Origin of the sequence: Alteromonas sp. RW2A1, from assembly GCF_001886475.1 — a bacterium.
Classification (GTDB): Bacteria; Pseudomonadota; Gammaproteobacteria; order Enterobacterales; family Alteromonadaceae; genus Alteromonas; species Alteromonas hispanica.
Genome location: NZ_CP018031.1, coordinates 2,552,229 through 2,573,040, shown reverse-complemented (window position 1 = coordinate 2,573,040; position 20,812 = coordinate 2,552,229). Strand labels below are relative to the sequence as shown.

The 20,812-nt window shown below is 43.3% G+C and carries 14 protein-coding genes; 11 read left to right on the top strand and 3 right to left on the bottom strand.

Going from position 1 to position 20,812, the window contains the following annotated elements; translation table 11 throughout:
- The first annotated feature begins 1,103 nt into the window (after positions 1–1,103).
- From hsdR to BM528_RS11425, 7 genes are all read left to right on the top strand, one after another.
- The gene (gene hsdR, locus BM528_RS11455; RefSeq protein ID WP_071979923.1) at positions 1,104–4,625 is read left to right on the top strand and encodes a type I restriction-modification system endonuclease; all 3,522 of its coding nucleotides are present in this window, start codon (positions 1,104–1,106) and stop codon (positions 4,623–4,625) included.
- Positions 4,626–4,741: 116 nt separating this feature from the next.
- A complete protein-coding gene (locus tag BM528_RS11450) occupies positions 4,742–5,821 on the top strand; it encodes a Fic family protein (protein WP_071979922.1) in 1,080 nt (359 codons plus the stop codon).
- Positions 5,822–5,849: 28 nt separating this feature from the next.
- Positions 5,850–7,460 carry a class I SAM-dependent DNA methyltransferase gene (locus tag BM528_RS11445; RefSeq protein WP_071979921.1) on the top strand — a complete coding sequence of 537 codons (1,611 nt, stop codon included), beginning with the start codon at positions 5,850–5,852 and terminating at the stop codon, positions 7,458–7,460.
- Complete coding sequence (locus tag BM528_RS11440; RefSeq protein WP_071979920.1) at positions 7,460–8,803, top strand: restriction endonuclease subunit S; 1,344 nt, start codon at positions 7,460–7,462, stop codon at positions 8,801–8,803. Before BM528_RS11445 ends, BM528_RS11440 begins: the two co-directional genes overlap by 1 nt.
- Positions 8,804–8,954: 151 nt before the next feature.
- Entirely contained in the window at positions 8,955–9,095 is a 141-nt protein-coding gene (locus BM528_RS19070) for a tyrosine-type recombinase/integrase (RefSeq protein WP_083595270.1), read from the top strand.
- 157 nt (positions 9,096–9,252) lie between these two features.
- Positions 9,253–9,657, top strand: coding sequence for a DUF6088 family protein (locus BM528_RS11430; RefSeq protein WP_071979919.1), 405 nt, complete (start codon positions 9,253–9,255; stop codon positions 9,655–9,657).
- Positions 9,638–9,898 carry a nucleotidyl transferase AbiEii/AbiGii toxin family protein gene (locus tag BM528_RS11425; protein ID WP_083595269.1) on the top strand — a complete coding sequence of 87 codons (261 nt, stop codon included), beginning with the start codon at positions 9,638–9,640 and terminating at the stop codon, positions 9,896–9,898. The genes BM528_RS11430 and BM528_RS11425 overlap by 20 nt, the downstream gene beginning before the upstream one ends.
- Here BM528_RS11425 and BM528_RS11420 read toward each other — a convergent pair.
- Complete coding sequence (locus BM528_RS11420; protein WP_071979918.1) at positions 9,876–10,550, bottom strand: potassium transporter TrkG; 675 nt, start codon at positions 10,548–10,550, stop codon at positions 9,876–9,878. The genes BM528_RS11425 and BM528_RS11420 overlap by 23 nt on opposite strands.
- A gap of 260 nt (positions 10,551–10,810) precedes the next feature.
- Here BM528_RS11420 and BM528_RS11415 point away from each other — a divergent pair, with 260 nt between their 5' ends.
- The 4 genes from BM528_RS11415 to BM528_RS11400 all read left to right on the top strand — a co-directional run bounded on the left by BM528_RS11415 (position 10,811) and on the right by BM528_RS11400 (position 17,133).
- Positions 10,811–12,058 carry an efflux RND transporter periplasmic adaptor subunit gene (locus tag BM528_RS11415; RefSeq protein WP_071979917.1) on the top strand — a complete coding sequence of 416 codons (1,248 nt, stop codon included), beginning with the start codon at positions 10,811–10,813 and terminating at the stop codon, positions 12,056–12,058.
- 2 nt (positions 12,059–12,060) lie between these two features.
- Positions 12,061–15,171 (top strand): efflux RND transporter permease subunit, encoded by a 3,111-nt coding sequence (locus tag BM528_RS11410; RefSeq protein WP_071979916.1) that lies wholly within the window; start codon positions 12,061–12,063, stop codon positions 15,169–15,171.
- A gap of 154 nt (positions 15,172–15,325) precedes the next feature.
- Positions 15,326–16,444: a mechanosensitive ion channel family protein gene (locus BM528_RS11405; protein WP_071979915.1), complete on the top strand. Its 1,119-nt coding sequence runs from the start codon at positions 15,326–15,328 to the stop codon at positions 16,442–16,444.
- Positions 16,445–16,596: 152 nt separating this feature from the next.
- The gene (locus BM528_RS11400) at positions 16,597–17,133 is read left to right on the top strand and encodes a cold shock domain-containing protein (RefSeq protein WP_071979914.1); all 537 of its coding nucleotides are present in this window, start codon (positions 16,597–16,599) and stop codon (positions 17,131–17,133) included.
- Between the two features lie 80 nt (positions 17,134–17,213).
- Here BM528_RS11400 and BM528_RS11395 read toward each other — a convergent pair whose 3' ends face one another.
- Positions 17,214–19,607 (bottom strand): fatty acid cis/trans isomerase, encoded by a 2,394-nt coding sequence (locus BM528_RS11395; RefSeq protein WP_071979913.1) that lies wholly within the window; start codon positions 19,605–19,607, stop codon positions 17,214–17,216.
- A 450-nt stretch (positions 19,608–20,057) separates the two neighbouring features.
- A complete protein-coding gene (locus tag BM528_RS11390) occupies positions 20,058–20,756 on the bottom strand; it encodes a pirin family protein (RefSeq protein WP_071979912.1) in 699 nt (232 codons plus the stop codon).
- Between the last annotated feature and the right edge of the window lie 56 nt (positions 20,757–20,812).

The following is a 20,812-nucleotide window of genomic DNA, read 5'->3' as shown; positions in this document are numbered from 1 at the left end:
CGATTGCAAAGCCGTAGTGCAAAACGTGTGTCTTGTTTGATAGCTATTACGATGGCGAATACCACAGGCTTTTAATCCTTTATTCCACATCAATCTCGGCGAAGCGTTATTCAGTGTTGCTATGCAAAACTCTTTGTAAATGTTCCATGGTTTACCAGTATTGATATAGCTTGAAAGTAAATATTTACTAAACAAGAGGACATTTCCAACACTAGCTAAAAGTGTAGTAAACGATAGTGCTGAAAAGACAAAACGGAGTGTTCTGGTTATGAGGGTCTGGTCTGCTCTTAAAAAGGATTTCCCTGCAACAATTAATGAAATCGCAAACAAATAGCCGGACACGAAAAGCGTCACAGTTAACTTGTCAGATGTCGGCTCTACCCCATAAACGGGGGATCAGATGTCACAATAGATAAGCATTGCCACAATGCATCTCGGGTTAAAGAGTTAATTTCACTGACTTGGAACAGAAGTAATTTTTCTTGTTTTTATTTTAAGCTATTGAAAATTAAGTTTATTTTTATTGTAATGTAACGTTCATTAGCCGCGCATTCAGCGCTCTAGCTCAGAGCTACATTCTTTTGTGCAGGAGAAGCGCTCCCAAGCGCTGATAGAGAGATTGTCACCCCAGTGACAGACGAAAGGTCTGCAGCCCGCCGTCGGGTGGCACGACCGGCGGCGGCATCGGATGAATTTTGTTGAAACGGAATGTCCGTTGAAGTGCAGACAAAAGAGGGTGTGAGGTCATAGGCCCCACGTGTAATTTACCCTCCATCATTGCATGAATTGTTCAGAGAAAAGCGATGATTCTCTATGTATTCATGTTTAATAATTATATTTAAAAAGTCGGTTGATGTGCGTAACGTTCTAATTAAATGGCTTCGACCGTACGAATTCATATTTATTTCTAAGTGGTTAAACCAAGGATTCAAAAAAAGTAATTCAACGCACCGGTTCTGTAGTTTTATGGTTTTATACTCACTACTAAAGTATAGTGAAATTAAGTATTTGTGGTAGTCTATTCTTTGCAATACACACAGAATAAAAAAGTACTACTGAGTTCTGATTGAACCAGCGGCAAGGTGAAATGGAGTTTCTTAAACATGGCATCCTCTATCCAGCAAAGTAACTTTGGGTTTCTACAAGAGCATGATTCACTTTTAGTGGAAATTGCCTCCTCTGCTGAAAAAGCCTTCTCGAGCGATCCCAACACAACATTAATGAAGCTTAGGCAACTGGGTGAAGCGCTGGCACAGCACATTGCAGCATTGGTTGGAATTGAGTTTGACGATAAGACTTCCCAGGCTGATCTGATCTACAAAATTAACCGTGAGTTACAGCTAGAGCCGGTAGTCAGAGAGTTATTCCATACTCTTAGAATGGAAGGTAATAAAGCAATCCATACATTCAGAACTCAGCACAAAGAAGCCATGAATGGTTTAGTGGTTGCACGTAAACTAGCCATATGGTTTCACCAGTCTTTCGGAAAATCAGGGGTTCAATTTAAACCTGGCCCCTTTATTCCACCTGCAGACCCCAGCGAACAGTTACGTCAGTTACAGTCTGAAATTGCAAAGTTAAAAAGTGATTTAGAACAAGCCAATGTTAACTTGGATTCCAGCAATCAACTTCATGAGCTCGTAGCCAAAGAAAAAGCAGAATATGAAGCATTGGCAATGGCAATGGACGAGGAATCTCGGTCTTTGGCGAAGCAAGCGTCTGAACATGAAGATGCCTTACAAGCTCAACGTAAGGATTACGAAACAAAGATAAAGGCACTTCAAGCTCAGTTAGCGGCGGCTGATGAGAAAACGCAAACTGCCCAACGCAATCAGATAAACAAAAACACACAGGCGGCAACGCAACACATAGTGTTGGATGAAGCGCTAACCCGCATTTTAATCGATCAGCAACTGTTAGAAGCGGGTTGGACAGCCGATAGCGAAGCGCTTACTTATAAAAGTGGGGCTCGACCAGAAAAAGGCAGTAATATCGCGATTGCCGAATGGCCTACCGAGCATAATGGCGAAAAAGGTAGAGCAGACTATGTACTGTTTTACGGTTTAACGCCCATGGCCGTGGTTGAGGCGAAGAAAGAAAACACCAACGTTGCAGGAAAAATTTCGCAAGCAGAACGATATAGCAAAGGTTTTAGTGTTTCACCTCCTATGCTGGGCGCATGGGAATTAGCAGGTTTAACAATTGCCTGGCCTGATGAACAAGAAAGCCATTATAAAATCCCGTTTGTTTATTCTTGCAATGGTCGCCCTTACGTTCCCCAACTGGCCGAACAGTCTGGAACCTGGTTTCGGGATGTGCGCGAACCTGCCAATACTAAACGTGCACTCCCTAAGTTTCATACGCCAGAAGGCTTAATTGACAAACTCAAACGCAGTAAAGAAGAGGCTGAGAAAAAACTAAAAACTGAGCCATTCGGCTATTTAAAAGTTCGCGATTATCAGCAAAAAGCCATTATTGCGGTTGAAAATACGCTAGCGAAAGAAGTACGCACGGCGCTGTTAGCTATGGCAACAGGAACCGGTAAAACGCGCACCATCATTGGTTTGATGTACCGGTTTCTAAAGGCTGAGCGATTTAAGCGTATTCTATTTTTGGTAGATCGCACCGCACTTGGTCAGCAAGCCATTGATGCTTTTAACGAAGCACCACTAGAACAAAATCATACCTTATCTAAAATCTATAATGTTTCAGAGCTGGGAGATATGGCTGCTGAGGCTGAAACGCGTGTGCAGGTTGCAACCGTACAAGCCATGGTAAAGCGCATATTTATGAGCGACAACCCGCCACCGTTAGACCAGTTTGATTGTATTATTATTGATGAAGCCCACAGAGGGTATACGCTCGACCAGGAAATGACCGAAGGCGAAATCGCTACGCGGGATGCGAGTCAGTATCTTTCCAGTTACCGCCGGGTGCTCGACTATTTTGATGCCGTCAAAATTGGCTTAACTGCGACGCCAGCGAAACACACCAGTGAAATTTTTGGCAAACCTGTTTATACCTATTCATACCGGGAAGCGGTAGCGGATGACTGGCTAATAGATCACGAACCGCCAATTCGATACGAAACCTTACTCACGCAAAACGGGATTAAATTTGCCAAAGGAGATGAAGTTAGTGCCATTAATACCCAAACTGGTGAAGTACAAAGCGCAGAGCTAGACGATGAACTTAATTTTGAAGTGGAAGCTTTTAATCGCAAAGTAATTAATGAAAACTTCAACAAAGTGATTTGTCAGCAACTAGTTCAAGAACTCGATCCGTTCGGGGATGAAAAAACTCTGATTTTCTGCGCAACCGATTTGCATGCCGATATGGTAAAGCGACTTTTAGACGAAGCGTTTAAAGACCTTTATAACGGTGAATATAACCAAGCGGCAGTCGTTAAAATCACCGGGCAAAGCGACAAAGTAGAACAGCTCATTCGACAGTATAAAAACGAGCGCTATCCAAATATTGCTATTACTGTAGACCTGCTAACCACCGGTATCGATGTTCCCAAAATTTGTAACCTCGTTTTTATGCGGCGGGTTAAATCACGGATTTTGTATGAGCAAATGATTGGCCGTGCTACCCGCCGCTGTGATGACATTGGTAAAACGGTATTTCGAATTTATGACCCGGTGGATATTTATGCCGCGTTGGCCGATGTTAATACCATGAAGCCATTGGTTAAAGATCCCAATATTACGTTGGAACAATTGGTACACGAAATCACTAATCCGCAACAATTGGAACGCGCGTTGAATGCGCCTGGTGATGCGCCAGAGCAGAGCCATGCCGATGTAGTGCTAAGTCAACTTAGCCAAAAAGTGATGCGCGTAATGCGAAAAGCCGGTAAAAAAGCTGAAAGCAAACCCGCACTTAAGCAAAAACTGGATGAATTACAAGGTTTATGGGGCGTTGAGCCCAAAAGCTTGCATAAACATTTACATGAGCTTGGCCCTAAGCAGGCCGCGGCCTTCATAACAAAACATAGCGGTCTGATAAACCAGTTAGCAGAAGTGAATGAGCTACTGGGCAGTGAACGCCAGCCTATAATTTCTGAGCATCATGATGAAATAAGAGAACGCACCCAAAGCTACGGTGTACATCAAAAGCCAGAAGATTACTTGGACAGCTTTAACCAGTTTATAAAAGAGCAGCTTAACCAAAGTGCAGCCCTTGCTGTAGTGGTGAATAAACCCCGAGATCTGACTCGCGATCAACTAAAAGAAATTAAGCTATTGCTTGATGGTGCGGGATACTCAGAAGCAAAACTCCAAAGTGCGGTGCGTAACCAAACTAACCAAGATATTGCAGCAAGCATCATTGGCCATATTCGCCGAGCAGCATTCGGCGAGCCATTGTTACCCTTTGAGCAACGTGTTGCACAGGCTATGTTGCGAATATATGAAAGTCATAACTGGTTACCCGCACAGCGCAAATGGCTTGAGCGCCTGGCAAAACAACTGGTTCACGAAGTAATCATAGATAGAGAATTCGTAAACAGCCGATTTGCAGAGCAGGGCGGAGCAAAGCAGCTGGATAAAGTACTGGGTAACCAGCTGGATACAATACTGGATGAACTGAGTGATGCAATTTGGCCTTCCCAAAGTGCATAAACTTTATATGTATAAGTAAACAGAAAAACTATACATGTTATAAAGTACATGTATAATTTTTTGCAAAATCTATACATATACAGTTTTACATGTATAAAAAGGACATTATATTAATCATGACTGCATCTATCCCATTGTTACCACTTGATAATATAGAGCAGTGGGAAACCCGCGCAGTACTCAAAAAGGTGGCTGAAGCTCACCGATATCTGGCCGAATTAAAGGGTGTTGCCGCCAGCATTCCCAATGAAGCAATACTAATCAATACGCTTGCCTTACAGGAAGCAAAAGACAGCTCGGAAGTGGAAAACATTGTAACCACGCATGACGAGCTTTATAAAGCCAACTTATTTGAAGAAGCCATTACTAGCCCTGCAACCAAAGAAGTGCAGGATTACGCGGTAGCATTAAAGTTGGGCTTTCAAACAGCACGGCAAAGTAAACTCATTCGCTTAAGTGATATTCTTGCCATCCAGCAAAACCTGGAGCACAACAACGCTGGCTTACGCAAGCTACCCGGTACTGATTTAAAAAATGCCCGTACGGGGGAGGTAGTGTATACCCCGCCACAACATGCAGACGAAATAACCGCGCTAATGGATAACCTGGTGCAGTTTATTAATAACGATGAGTTATGCGATGCAGATCCGCTGGTAAAAATGGCCATCATCCATCATCAGTTTGAAAGCATTCATCCATTTTACGACGGCAATGGCCGCACAGGGCGGATCCTGAATATTTTGTACCTGGTGATTAAAGACTTGCTTAACCTGCCGGTACTGTATTTAAGCCGTTTTATTATTCAGCACAAAGCAGATTACTATAATAATTTGCAGGCTGTGCGTGTTACTGGTAACTGGGAACCTTGGATAGCCTTTATGCTTGATGGGGTTATCGACACAGCACAAAACACTATCTCACTCATTACCGAGATGAAAAGCCTGATGACCGATGTGAAACACGGTATTCGTGAACAACTACCCAAAATTTATAGCCAGGATTTACTCAATAACCTGTTTCATCACCCCTATACCAAAATCGATTTTATTATTGATGAGCTAGGGGTAACGCGAATAACCGCCACTAAATATTTAGAGCAACTAGTAGAACACGGCTTTTTAACCAAACAAAAAATTGGCCGCGCCAACTACTACATTAATGAGCCGTTGTGCAAAGTACTGATAGCACACAGTTAAGAACCAAATTATTAATTAAGAGACACACATGACAAATAACGAAATCGTTCAAAAACTCTGGAACCTCTGCGACGTACTACGCGACGACGGCATCAATTATTCAGATTATGTAACCGAACTGGTACTGCTGTTATTTATTAAAATGGTGCATGAGAACACTGAAGCAGGCGTATTAAAACGCCATCCTCTACCACAAGGTTGTCGTTGGACAGACATCAACGAAAAGTCGGGTATTAACCTGCTAAACGACTACAAACGCATTCTATTAAGCCTATCAACAGGTAAAGATTCAGACGGCAATATTGTGCACGAAGACCCGCTTATCAGTGCAATCTACGCCGATGCACAAACTCGACTGCGTGAACCACGCCATCTAGAACAAATGATAAAAACCCTCGACCATATTGATTGGTTTAGCGCCCAAAAAGACGGGCTAGGCGATTTGTATGAGGGATTGTTGGAAAAGAACGCATCGGAAACGAAATCCGGGGCAGGGCAATACTTCACACCTCGCGCGCTAATCAACTGTATGGTGCGCTGCATTAAGCCGCAAGTTGGCGAGGTGATACAAGACCCAGCGGTAGGCACAGCAGGATTCTTAGTTGCTGCCGACCAGTATATGCGTGAACAAACCGATGACTATCTTGAGCTTTCCGCTAAAGACGCAGCGTTCCAGAAAAACAAAGCGTTTGTTGGCGTGGAATTAGTACCCAATACAAGGCGCTTAGCGTTAATGAATTGCTTACTGCACGGAATGGAAGGCGACGAAGAGGGCGTTGTGCATTTAGGAAATGCATTAGGTGATGCAGGAAAGGAGTTAAAACAAGCTGACATTATTTTAGCAAATCCGCCTTTCGGTACCAGTAAAGGTGGTGAAGCATCCAATACCAGAGACGATCTAACCTACAAAACCACCAACAAACAACTTGCGTTTTTACAGCATATTTATCGCAACTTAAAACCTGGTGGCCGGGCGGCCGTAGTGCTGCCGGATAACGTACTGTTCGAAGCGGGCGTAGGTACCGATGTTCGCCGTGACCTAATGGATAAGTGCAATCTACATACTATTTTACGCCTGCCAACGGGTATTTTTTATGCCCAAGGCGTAAAAACCAACGTACTGTTTTTTACTAAAGGTTCAGAAAAAGACAAACACCAGGAAGAAAACTGTACAGAAAATGTGTGGGTGTATGACCTGCGAACCAATATGCCTGGCTTTGGTAAACGCACCCCGTTTGGTGAGTCGGATCTAGGATTTGCGAAAGAAGAATTTGGTACAGATCCACATTTGGGCGCTTTCGAAAAAGTATATGGCGACTTATCTGATGGCACAAGCCAACGCAAAGAAGGTGAGTACAGCTTTGGTGCACAAGAGATTGAAGTAGACAAAGAGGTGGTGGAAGAAAACCAGGGGATTGATGACCGCCTTGCGCATTCTCGATGGCGCTGCTTTAGCCGTGAATGGATTCGCGAAACAAAAGGCGATTCATTGGATATTTCTTGGCTTAAAGATAAAGACAGTGTTGATGCGGCGGATTTACCTGAGCCGGATGTATTAGCTCGAGAAGCTAAAGGTGAGCTGGAAGCTGCGCTTATCGAAATTGATGCGTTATTGGTAGCTCTGGAAGGTGCAAGCTGATGACTATCCCTGCATCTTGGAAACAAACTGAACTTGGTGAAATTCTGCTTTCGATAGTAGGGGGTGGAACACCAAGTAAATCAATCCAAAGCTATTATGAAGGTAACATTCCGTGGATGAGTGTAAAGGATATGAACAGAAATATCCTGCACGATACTGTTGATCACATTTCGGAAGAAGCTGTTAAGAACAGCAGCACTAATGTGATTCCTTCTGGAACACCTATTGTTGCGACTAGAATGAGTCTAGGGAAAATTATTGTTGCAAATTTCGATTCTGCTATCAATCAGGATCTGAAAGCCTTGTTTCCTGCTAGTGGTGTCAATCGCGAATACCTTATTGATTGGTACAGGTCGATTTCACGTAAGATTGAAGAACTTGGAACGGGCACTACGGTTAAAGGTATTCGTTTAGACGTTCTTAAATCATTAGAATTTCCACTACCACCTCCAGAGGAACAAAAAGTCATCGCCGACAAACTCGACGCACTGCTGGCTCAGGTGGAAATCACCAAAGCTCGCCTCGAACGCATCCCCGAAATCCTAAAAACCTTCCGACAATCCGTCCTCGCCGCCGCCGTCAGCGGCAAGTTGACACAGGAGTGGCGGGAGAAGCCAGCAGAGTGGATAGAAATGAAGTTGAATGATGTCGCTGATAATGTTGTTGACTGCCCGCATTCAACTCCAAAATGGAGTGCTTTAGGTAAGTATTGCGTAAAGACCACAGCATTTAATCCATTTTATCTTGATTTATCTGAACAGGGCTTTGTGAGTGAGGAAGTGTTCGCTGAAAGAATTAAACGCCTAAAACCTGAACCTGGCGATATTCTTTACAGCCGAGAGGGTACGGTTGGTATTGCTTGCCAAATTCCTTCTGATACTGAACTTTGCCTTGGTCAAAGAATGGTTTTGATTCGTGCTGGTTCGGAAATTAATTCTAAGTTTCTAACAATTGTCTTGAACTCAGACAAAATCTTATCGATTGTAAGGCAAATGACGATAGGTAGCACTGTACCCAGGGTAAATATGAAGGACATTCGTAGTTACCCAATACCAGTACCAACCCAAAACGAACAAACCGAAATCATCCGCCGAGTTGAGGAACTCTTTGCTTTTGCTGACCGCATCGAACAAAGAGCCAATGTCGCACTCGATAGAGTGAATAACCTCACCCAATCCATTTTAGCCAAGGCATTTCGCGGAGAACTTACTACAGACTGGCGAGCCGCCAACCCTGAACTAATCAGCGGAGAAAACAGTGCTGAAGCTTTGCTAGCAAAGATTAAGGCAGAACGTGAGGCGCTAAAGCCGGCTAAAAAAAGTAGTGTAAGGAAAAAATCCTGATGCGTTTGCTGTCGCTAACTTTGGAAGGGCAGTACAAAGGATTGAAAGATCAGACCTTTAATTTTGAGGATGCCGATGACTAAGTAACTTTGTATGCATACGGCTTTTAGTCCCTCACTATAGAGTGTTTCGTCATTGAGCTGCAACACACATGCTTAGCAATGGTGCTAATCCTCGCCAGGTTCAGGCATATCTGGGCCATGCAGCCCTTTCTACTGCGCACTTATACACGCATATTGTGCAGAGCAAGTTGAATGAGACGTACATGCGATTTCATCCGTCTGCGCGGTGATATATTTTCTGTATTTGGAATCACATAACTATTTATTTTAATTGTTAATTATTTTATTTTTGTGTCGTGTTTTTGCGTCATCTTAGTGTCGTATTTTTGCGGTTGAAAAATGTCGTATTTTTGCCTATTATATATTCAATGTGCATAGGGGGGGCAGATGACGATACAAGACAGAATAAAGACAAGAGTCAAGCGTTCTAAGCGTTCTGTTTTTTTGCGCTCTGATTTTAAAGATATAGCTGACTACGACCAAGTAGGTCGAGGCCTTAGAAATCTTGCTCGTGAAGGCTTGTTGATGAAGATAGGTTACGGGCTTTATGCCCGTGCCAGAGTCAATCGCATTACAGGTAAATTAATGCCGGATAATGCTGCGGGTGCTGATGGTGTACTAATAGAAGCTATGGAAAGATTAGATGTAGACTACAAGTTCGATGATTTGTCGAACATGAACTTTTCAGGCCAGAGTACGCAAATTCCAGCTAGTGTTAAAATTGTTCCAACCGATCCACGCTTTACCCGTAAAATTACCGTAGGTAAGCAGCGTGTCAACGAAGCTCGATAGCTCGCTATTTGTCGATGTTGCCGACGCCATAGGGCTAGGCAACCCGGCAATTGTCGAAAAGGACTACTATGTTGTCCAATTATTAAGGCATCTATCGATAATCGAATTCGAACACCACCAGTTGGTATTCACGGGCGGCACTGCACTTGCCAAGTCTGATATAAAAACGTATCGCATGTCGGAAGATATCGATATTAAGCTGGTTCCCAACAAGGTATTTAATAATCTACCATCACGATAAAGCCTATGACACCGAGTAAAGACAGAGTAGAGATAATGGCATTCACTGCCAAATCACCCCGATAGTATTGAAAACTATTTGTCATAAGGCTAAATCCGGCAGTGCAAAATGCGCTTACGCTGTGAAAAATAGCCGACCAAATCGGCATATTTTCACCGCTTTGAATGAATATATAAGACAGAAATAAAGCGCCAGTAAATTCTACGATAAGAGTAAAAAGAATTACCTTTTTTACAAATTCACTTGGCTTAAATTCTTTTGGGAACGCAAATTCTCTTTTGTTTACCTGTAAGCCTTTTTTAAGGGAATCTTTCGACATTTTCGCTTTTAACGCAATGAGGATGAACGAGCCAAATGTCATATATCCAATACCGCCTATCTGAATAATTAACAATGTTACTAGCTGCCCAAAAAAGGAATAATCTGAGCCAGGTTGAGCTGTGATAAGTCCTGTAGTGGAAACCGCTGATGTGGCCATAAACAGCGTGTCTAGCCAATCTATCTGCGCCGTTTTTGCGAAAGGCAGGTTGAGGAGCAAAAATGCGATTACCAGAAAAAATAAATAACCATACACAAGTAACCCAGTGGGTGACTTTGAAAATACCGAGTTATTAATTTTTGTATTTACACTATTCAGGTTTATTTTCCTCACAATCTGATTGCTAAATTGCAGGCTTTTGAGTTTATTTTTACAACCATAGTTAGACTACTGAATGGGTAAAAGATCAGAGTGCCGCATATTTAGTTTGATCTTTATTGCCTTTGGAATTCGTAGCAATTTGCGAGTTTTGGTTGTTATCTGCCTATTATTCCCAAAACATCGCGATAGATTATTTTCGCTGACGCGATAAACAACCTAATGGATTAAACGTCTTCGTCCTTTTGATATCATCAGATAAAGAGCATGGAAAAATGAATAAACGTGTCAGTGTTGTAGCGGTAGTAATATCGCTTTCTCTTCTGTTTTTGGTACAGGGTTGTAGTGACGATAAAAAATCGTCAAAGCCATCTTCATCCAATACCTCATCGAGTGAAAGTTCTAAAAGCGCACCTGCTGCTCCAGTGGGCTATATTGAGGTTTCTTTTCAATCAACGCCCATTGTTAATAAGATTCCAGGCCGGGTTGTTCCATTTCAAGTGGCTGAAGTAAGACCGCAGGTAAGTGGTATTGTACAAAAGCGCATGTTCACAGAAGGTTCCATAGTAGAAGAGGGCGAGCAGCTTTATCAAATAGAGCCCAATCGGTATCAAGCTGATTTTGAGTCGGCGCAAGCAAGTTACAATAATGCGCAGGCAAGGGTGGAAAACGCCCAATCGGTGGTGAATCGCTACGATAGTTTAGCGGCCTCAGACGTTCTCAGCCAGCAAGCGTTTGACGATGCAGAAACAGAGTTAACTCAGGCCGAAGCCTCGCTTGCACAAGCGCAGGCGCAACTGAAAACAGCCAGAATAAATTTAGCTTACACCAAAGTGTACGCACCTATAACTGGTTTTATCAGCCCCTCTAGTGTAACAAAGGGCGCGCTGGTCTCGCAGCAGCAGGAACAGCCACTTGCCACTATTCGCCAACTAGATCCTGTTTATGTCGACTTGTCTTTGTCGGCAAACGAACAGCAACAGATGTACACACAGCTTATTAACTCTGGAATCAGAGAAAATGAAAGCAGCGAAACCGTAACGTTATTTTTAGGCTCGGATGAGCCCTATACACATGAGGGAAAACTTCAGGCAGCAGATTTAGCGGTAGATAATCAAACTGGTACTATTAGGCTGCGTGCCGTATTTCCAAACCCCGATAACGTATTGCTCCCTGGGCTTTTTGTCCGTGGTGCAATTCAAGACGACGGGGCTAACAAGGTTGTTATTGTTCCTCAAAAAAGCGTAAAAATGAGCGCAAAAGGCGCTAAGCACGTTTGGTTGATAGATAGCGATAATAAAGCGCGTAAGCGAGAAGTTACTACTGGTAGCGCATTTGAAAACAAATGGATAGTAGAAAAGGGGTTGAATGAGGGGGATCGGCTTATTGTTGAAGGCACTATGATGCTTCAAGAGGGCCAGCCGGTAAAACCGGAACTTCTCAATGCAAATAGGCAAAAAGAAACGCAAGGCCAAAAAGCCGAAATGCAGGGTAAAAAAGGAACGAATGGGGAGCAGGACTAATTATGTTTTCACGCTTCTTTATTAATCGCCCCATATTTACCTGTGTTATCGCGCTTTTGATTATGGGTAGCGGAGTATTTTCAATGCTCAGCTTACCCCTTGAACAATATCCGAACATTGCACCGCCCAAAGTATCGATTTCAGCAAACTATCCGGGGGCCTCGGCTGAAACGCTAGAAGTAACCGTTACCCAGGTTATTGAAAAAAGTCTTACTGGCATAGATAACTTGCGCTACATTCAGTCGCAAAGTTCGTCAGCCGGAACTGCGTCAATTACACTCACCTTCGAACCCGGCACAGACCCAGACATTGCACAGGTTCAAACTCAAAATAAAGTGTCTCAGGCTCAGTCTGCCTTACCTCCTATTGTGCAGCAATTGGGCGTGTCGGTTGAGAAGGCGGGCAACAGCTATGCACTGCTAGTGAGTTTCTTTTCCAAAAGCGGAAAAATGAATCGCAATGAAATTTCAGATTTTTTGGTTTCTAATCTTGAAGAACCGCTAAGCCGAATTAATGGCGTTGGGCAAATACAAACCTTTGGCCCAGAACATGCCATGCGGATATGGCTTAATCCCAATGCCATGAATAATTACAACATCACCGCGCTTGATGTCATTGATGCCATAGAACAGCAAAACGTGCAGTTAGCTACCGGTGAAATAGGTGGCGCACCTTCCGTTGAAGGGCAACAACTTAATGCTACCATTACGGCGCAATCGTTACTTACTACCCCTGAGGAGTTTAAACAAATTTTACTTCGCTCAAACACAAGTGGGGCAAATTTAACCTTAGGTGACATTGCTCGCGTTGAGGTGGGAGCAGAAAGCTACCGCGTACTTGGGCGTTGGAATCGAAAACCTGCGTCGGGTATTGCCATAGAATTGTCGCCTTCAGCCAATGCGCTTGCCACTATAGAAGCGCTAAAAGCACGAATTGATGAATTTAAAACAATTATTCCTGAAGACCTGGAAATAGCCTACCCAGTAGATACCTCGCCTTTTATCCGAGCCTCAATTTTTAACGTATTAGAAACCCTGGGTATTGCCGTAGTGCTAGTGGTGCTGGTGATTTATATCTTTTTGCAAACCTTTCGGGCTACTCTTATTCCTGCGGTAGCCATTCCCATCGTTTTGCTCGGCACCCTAAGTTTTCTGCTGTTATTTGGTTACTCAATCAATGTGCTTACTATGTTTGCGTTGGTGCTTGCTATAGGCATGTTGGTAGATGATGCCATTGTGGTTACTGAAAATGCGGAAAGAAAGCTGGAAGAAGACAGCGAACTAACCCCTAAAGAAGCCGTGAAAAAAGCCATGGCTGAAATATCATCGGCTTTGGTTGGCACAACCGTTGTTATTTGGGCAGTATTTTTACCCATGGCGTTATTCAGTGGCTCGGTGGGCGTTATTTATCGACAGTTCGCTATTACTATATCTGTCGCTATGGGGATTTCCCTGGTTATTGCGCTTACGCTTTCCCCCTCGCTATGCGGGCTGTTCTTGCAGTCTAGTGATAAAAAGAAACAGGGCGGCTTGCTACATAAGTTCAACAAGGGGTTCGATGGTGTTAAAAATGCGCAAGGCCAGCTGCTAGAAAAGTTAATCAACAATAAGCTGATATTGCCTGGGGTGTTCGTTTTACTTGTTGCTGCAGGTGCATGGGTCTTTTTACGCATACCAACATCATTTTTACCGCAAGAAGACCAAGGTAGAATGTTCACTTTGGTAACCGGTCCGCCTGGTTCAACTCTTCAACAAACACGAGAAAAAATGGCCAAAGTTGAAGACTTTTATTTGGACGGCAGCAACGGTGCTGTAGACGGGCTGTTCACGGCAGCGGGCTTTAGCTTTGCAGGCCAAGCACAAAACGTGGGAATAGCGTTTGTTAAGATGAAAGACTGGGAGCAGCGTGGCGAAGCAAACAGTGTTTTCAATATTAAGCAGAAAGCGGCGAAAGCGCTGTCGCCAGTGAAAGATGCCATGATTATTCCTCTCGTTCCGCCTCCTGTTAGTGCATTAGGGAATGCAAGTGGGTTTCAACTTCAGCTAATAGATCGCGAAGGGGCAGGGCATGAAGCGATGAAGAAGGCTACTCAGCAGCTATTATCAGAAGCGAATAGCAGCCCAATGCTAACTCAAGTGCGCTTTAATGGGCTGGCTGATAATCCGCAATATAATTTAGATATAGATACTCCGAAGGCCCTCGCACTTGGAGTGCCAATTTCAACGGTCAATCAAACCCTAAGCGTTGCTTTAGGAGGTCGTTACGTTAATGACTTTATTGATAGTGGTCGTATAAAACGGGTTTACGTTCAGGCCGAGCAGCAATATCGCATGCTGCCAAAAGACATAGATGATTGGTATGTACGCAACAGTGCCGGAACTATGGTAAAGCTTAGTCAAATAGCGGCTGGTAATTGGTCTTTCGGGCCTTCAAAGCTCACTCGCTTTAATGGCATTGCGTCTAGAGAAATTCAGGGCTCTACACCTCCTGGGGTAAGTTCGGGGCAAGCGCTGGCAGAGCTAGAGCGTATTGCACAGTCATTGCCCGATGGTTTCGATATTGCTTGGACCGGTCTGTCATATGAAGAAAAGGAAAGCGGTAACCAAACGTTACTGCTCTACAGTATTACCGTTGCTGTTGTGTTTATGATATTGGCTGCGCTATATGAAAGCTTGGCCATTCCGCTGGCTATCATACTGGTGGTGCCCCTTGGTATTTGTGGAGCGGTGTTGGCGACGTGGTTAACGGGGCAGTCAAACGATGTTTACTTTCAGGTAGGCTTGCTAATGACCATGGGGCTAGCTGCTAAAAATGCAATATTGATTGTGGAGTTTGCACAGCGCAATTACAAAGAAGGCGCTAACGCATTTGATGCCGCACTCGATGCTGCAAAACAACGCTTTCGCCCTATTATTATGACATCGTTAACTTTTATCTTAGGGGTGATGCCATTGGCATTTGCTTCAGGGCCAGGTTCTGGCGCACAAAATGCTATAAGCATAGGCGTGCTAGGCGGTATTTCTATGACCACTGTTTGCGTTGTGTTTTTTGCGCCCTTTTTATTCTTTTGGGTGCGAAAGTTTGCCGATAAAGCCGGGGGCAGCGACAAGTAGGGGTAATGTTGCTCTGTGAATGTGGCTACGCCAATTTCGCTGCGTCAATTTCGCCGTGTCACTTTTCACTGGTGCTGCATAAAAAGCTGATGCAGCGCTTAACTCTTCACAATGCCGCTGTTTTTTAGCAGGCAATACACCATGGATTAAGGTTATGTTTGCAACGCTGTCACAAATTAAATGGCTTTTTACTGTGTTTACTCAGGTTCAAGCTAATTCCGGGAGTGGAGCAATTACCAGTCTGTCTAATGCTCAATCATTGCTTGCCCAACTGTGGGAGAGTTTTTTGTTTCGCCTGCCAGGGTTAGGCTTGGGAATTATTGTTATGGCGGTGTTTATTGTTCTCGCGCCTCATGCTGCAAAACTGCTCATAAAGCCAGTAACACGCACAACAACATCACCACTTCTGCGTTCGGTTATTCAGCGAAGTATTAGTATTGTTCTTATATTGCTTGGTATTTATCTTTTCTTATTTCTGGCCGGGCTTACCGGTTTCGCTATTGCTGTAGTCAGTGGTACCGGGGTTGTGGGGCTTATTCTAGGCTTTGCCTTTAGGGATATTGCAGAAAACTTTATTTCAAGTTTGCTGTTAACAATACAGCGCCCGTTTCGCATTGGCGATATTGTTCAGATAAACGAGTTTACTGGCATTATTCAAAAGGTCACAGCACGAGCAACCACCTTGGTCGATTTCGATGGCAATCATATTCAAATTCCTAATGCCACAATTTATAAAGGCGTTATTAAAAATCTTACGGCCAACCCACTTATGCGTGGCAAATTCGTTATAGGGGTAGGTTACGATGCCGATATTCAGCAAGCCCAGAGTATTGCTCAGCAAGTTATTGCAGCACATCAAAACGTACTAAAAGACCCTGAGCCCCAAATCCTAATTGATACACTTGGGGCGTCAGCCTACAACGTGAAGGTTTATTTCTGGGTAAATGTAGAGGAAACGAGCGTACTTAAAATGGCCTCAGTACTGATGCGCAATATTACCCAAGCCTTTATGGATGCCAATATTAGCATGCCAGATGACGCAAGAGAGCGGATATTTCCTCAAGGTTTGGAGGTGAAAAACGTACAACCTCAACATAATTTAAATGGCTCGAAAGAGTCTATTAGTGCTCAACAGCCAAGCAGCGATGAATATGAAGAATCATCAGCTGCTATAACCCCCTCTGAAGGTGATGATGTGACCTCTGAAGCCCATGAGATTAGAGAACAGGCACGCAACTCAAGAGACCCAGAGGCGGGAGAGAATATTCTTTAACTATAGTAATTCAGGATAATCCTGATCAGTAAATCGTGCTTGTGCTGAAAATGACGCTCTGTTATGGGTCAATAATAAGCATGTTGTATGATGACAATTATAGTTTCGGACGGTTACAATTAGCGCTGATAAACTTTCAAGGATAGGCAACGATGCATGGAAAACTAACTAAATGGAACGATAGCAGAGGTTTTGGTTTCATTAGTACCGAGGTGAAAGAGCAAGATATCTTTGTTCACATATCTGCTTTCACGGGGAACAGTGCTCGTCCTCGCATTGGTGAGCTTCTTTCGTTTGAAGTTGAAACTGATGAGAAGGGAAAGCAAAAAGCTATAAATGTACGAAGAGCATTAGATTACTCCTCTTCGTCGAGTAGCAGCCTTCAAGCTAGTAAAAGTGCTTTCCTTACCATCTCAAACGTGATGATATTTAGTACTTTAATTTTGCTGGGAGTCATTCTTTACTCCAACTTCAGCCACTATTTCAACTCGAACTATCCATCTGCAGATGTTACTCCCTCGATATCGCCCTCCGATTTAAAAAAAGAGCAATTCGTCTGTGATGGTCGTCAATATTGCAGCCAAATGAGGTCGCGTCGCGAAGCCGAGTTTTTTATCAGCAACTGTCCTAATTCAAAGATGGACGGTGACAATGATGGCATACCTTGTGAGAACGACTCACGATTTTGACTTTCCAATACAACATTAAAAATAAGAACATGCGGAGCATCGGCGAATCACTTCAGCATTTCAAAGTTTATATCCTAAAACTATCTGTTTTCTAGCCTATTAAAGTCTAGATAGCCAAACTCAACGGGGTAGTTGCGTTTAAAGTACTCATGCATGTTGTCGGCGTATTCCCAAAATTTTGGATTTGTGCGCCTCACACCGTAGGCGTCTAGCAGTGCAGCATAATCCGGTTCTGACCCCATTTTATTGATGCGGTTGGCGAAGCTTGGTAGCTCGGACAGTTCAATTTGTAAAAACGCATTGGGGTGAGATGTCATAAACCCGCTTGCAATAGTTACTGTATCTTCTTCCGGCAGCCTTCTATCTTCTTCATTAAATAAATGGGAGATGTTGGTGTGGGCGCTGTGTCTCAGCATGGTGTAGAAGTGTTCTGAATTGCTGTCTTTATCAAAAACACGCACTATGGTCGATTCCGGCAGTAGTGATACATTTGTTCCCTGCATAGCATTAATGCGGTTAAAACTGTTTATTGCTTCTTTTGAATTAAATCCATTTTCTAAGCTATGGCGGCTGCTCAACGTATCGTCAAATTTAGCTTTAATTTTATTGAGCAATTCTTGGTAAGGGGCTTTTGTTTGATATTCGATATCGGTTTTTATATCCGACGTGTTGCCCTTGTAAACAAACTCTTCAACTTCGCTTACAGAACCTCTGTACCACTTGCTTCTTACCTCTTCTCTAGTTTTGTTAGGAAGAAATGATAAGAAGTTAAACTCGCCTTCCATGCGTAAAAAGTCCATGTACATTCTGCTATTTAGCTGGTGGCCAACGTTGCCGTAAACATCGTATCCTGCTACCAGCAAATAATGAATTCGTTCGAACAAGGGGTAGGTTAACACCCAAGCCGTTTGGGGTGTTTCTCCAACAAGCCCCTTTACTACACTTGCAGCGTCGTTATGCCTGAAAATGGTGAGCGCCAAGTTTTCATTGTTATTTTCACCATCCCACAATAAATCTAAGTCTATGCTCAACTTGTTTTTTATTTGTGAGTCGATGAAGTTAGATTTAGCCGTTAAATACTCTCGTTCCATGGCCGCATAGTTCATCCATGCTGTGGGCAACGCATTGCTCTGTTCTTCAGCCGGAAGCTCTATATTTTGTAACGCTCGCTGAATAAACTCTCCGTTATTTTGAACGAGATCCAGCTCAGGCTCGGAAAACACCACCCAAAAATGGTCATTAATTACATTGAGTGCCATTTGACCACGACAAACGGGGCCTTTAATAAATTGCATGATGGTATTTTGAGCTTCATCTAGCATGTACTTGTAGCGCGCATTTATAGGAATTTGCGCAAAAGTAATAAAGGGGTTAGACGCCTCTTTAGGCTTATATGAAGGTAACTCAGTAACTGCGTAGTTGTCGTTTAAAAACCATCGTTGCCATTTTTTCATGCGCTGTTCGTTAAGCAAACCGGGCATGTGTGATTTGTGCACCAAAGTTTGCTTTTCAGGCACTAAACGATAATAGACTCGCTCAACATCTGGTTCGTCAAAAGGGCGACGAGTAAAAATACCCTCTACTGGGGTGCCCGGAGCTGTAGATGAACGTACTAACTTAAAGAATTGCGTTGGTTGTTCAGCACTAAAATGCAAGTGCACTAGAAAAAGGTGCTCGAACAAATACCGGCTCATTAACTGCGATTTTAAATCATCGGCATTTAAGAAGCGTTCCCATTCCTCAACTTTTTTCAGATGAGCGTTTGTTAATACAATGTCGTCATTTCCTCTCGCACCTTGTGCAATCCAATTTAATATAAGCGTATTTTCTTTTTCATTTATCGCCGGAAGTGCATAGGGCATTCCCCAAAGCGGGTAATCTTGTTTATAGGTACCAATGTCGTCAATGGTAGGACACTGATATGATCTATTGATATTTAGAGGGTATTTTTCTTTGTTAAGCTGTGAGGGCGTCGTGCCTTCTGTCTCGGCACGGTTGTCTTGTTTTAATTGAAGCAAGTGAGCTATTACGCTCGAGGACAAATTATCTTTAGCAAAGGATTGGTACTCTTTAGAAGAAAAGTTCTCTGACGTTTCCTTAGGTGAGTCTGAAACTACCGGGAAAAAGTCTTTGTCTCGCCACTGTGTCAGAGTGTGGCCGTCTTCAAACAAGCGGGTTAGGTTCGCCTCTACCAATCGTTCACCATCGTAAACACGCGCTTTGTTTGCGCCACGTTCAATGCCTGAAAAAGAGCCCATTTTAAGCTGGCACGGAGCATCGTAGCAGGCGTGGCATACCACACAGCGTTGCGCTAAAACAGGTTTTACTTGGCTGTGGTAGTCAACTATTTCACTTGCTTTGGGGGCTGAAATGGGTAGCGACTTTGCTTTTAACGGTGTTTGAAAGTAATGGTACAAACCTGAGCCTACTGAAAGGGCGAGGATAAACGAAATGGAGGTAACCCATTTATTCATGCAGAAATTCTCTTATTAGTGGTGTTGCTATCAATGTTGATATTGGCTGTTTCACCTAAAGCCTGAATGATACTTAATACCATAAACCTGTTTTACAAGCTTGTTTCAGCTGAAAAAGAGGCCAACTTCTTACTAAGTTGCATCTAGGGTACTATCAGAAGGTACTATCAAAAAGTACTTTCAAAGAATACTTTCAAAATTAAACACCAAAAATATAACACCGACAAAATGTGACATCGAATAGCAGCAAGCTGGGAGCAAGTAAGTCTGTTAATTAGCTCTAACTAATTTACAACTATACCTGAGCCAACGTGTAGGCGGTAGAAAATAAAAGATTTAAAGCGCAAATGTCGAGCTCTTCTACCATCAGCAATCGTGAACGCTTTCTTTTTATATCCACCGCAGCTAACAACGTCACCGGGTTGAGTTACGCTGTGCAATTTTGCTAAATCAAACCGGTAAATCAAACCACAGAGCCTCTAGGGCACTTTCAGCAACCACCTGATAAGTTTCATTTGCGGTAGACGCAAATGCATCGCCTGATTCAAAACGATGATTAAAATGCTGGTAATTCACAGTAGCTGAACCACTAATAAGATGCAGATAGCCAGTTCTTGCTGTTTCTAATGCTAAAGACTGCCCAGCCTCCAACACAAGACGATGTATACTGGCATCTTGATGTATTGACAGTGAGCCGCCGTTTCCCTTGGGTGTTACTAGGGGAGTAAGCGGACCTGCCTGCTTAATCGTGGTTTGCTCATAGCTTGGCGCAATACCCTTGCTTGAGGGGGTAATCCATATCTGTAGAAACTTTACGTGTTCATTGTCTGAAGCATTAAACTCACTATGCATAACCCCTTTTCCTGCACTCATACGCTGTACATCACCAGCGGGAACTATATAACTATTTCCCTCGCTATCTTCGTGTTTAAGTGCGCCCTCTATCACATACGACACAATCTCCATGTCACGGTGTCCGTGCTTACCAAAACCGTGTCCAGGCATTACAACGTCTTCGTTTATCACCCGTAACACCGATATACCCATGTGTTTAGGGTCGTAATAACGCCCAAAAGAAAAACTGTGCTTGCTGTTGAGCCAACCAAAGCTAGCACTGCCCCGTTCTGCTGATTTTCTAATGTATTTCATGTTTAACCTTTTGGTTTTACCTTGTGCCGCTATGTTATTGCTTTATGGAACACAGC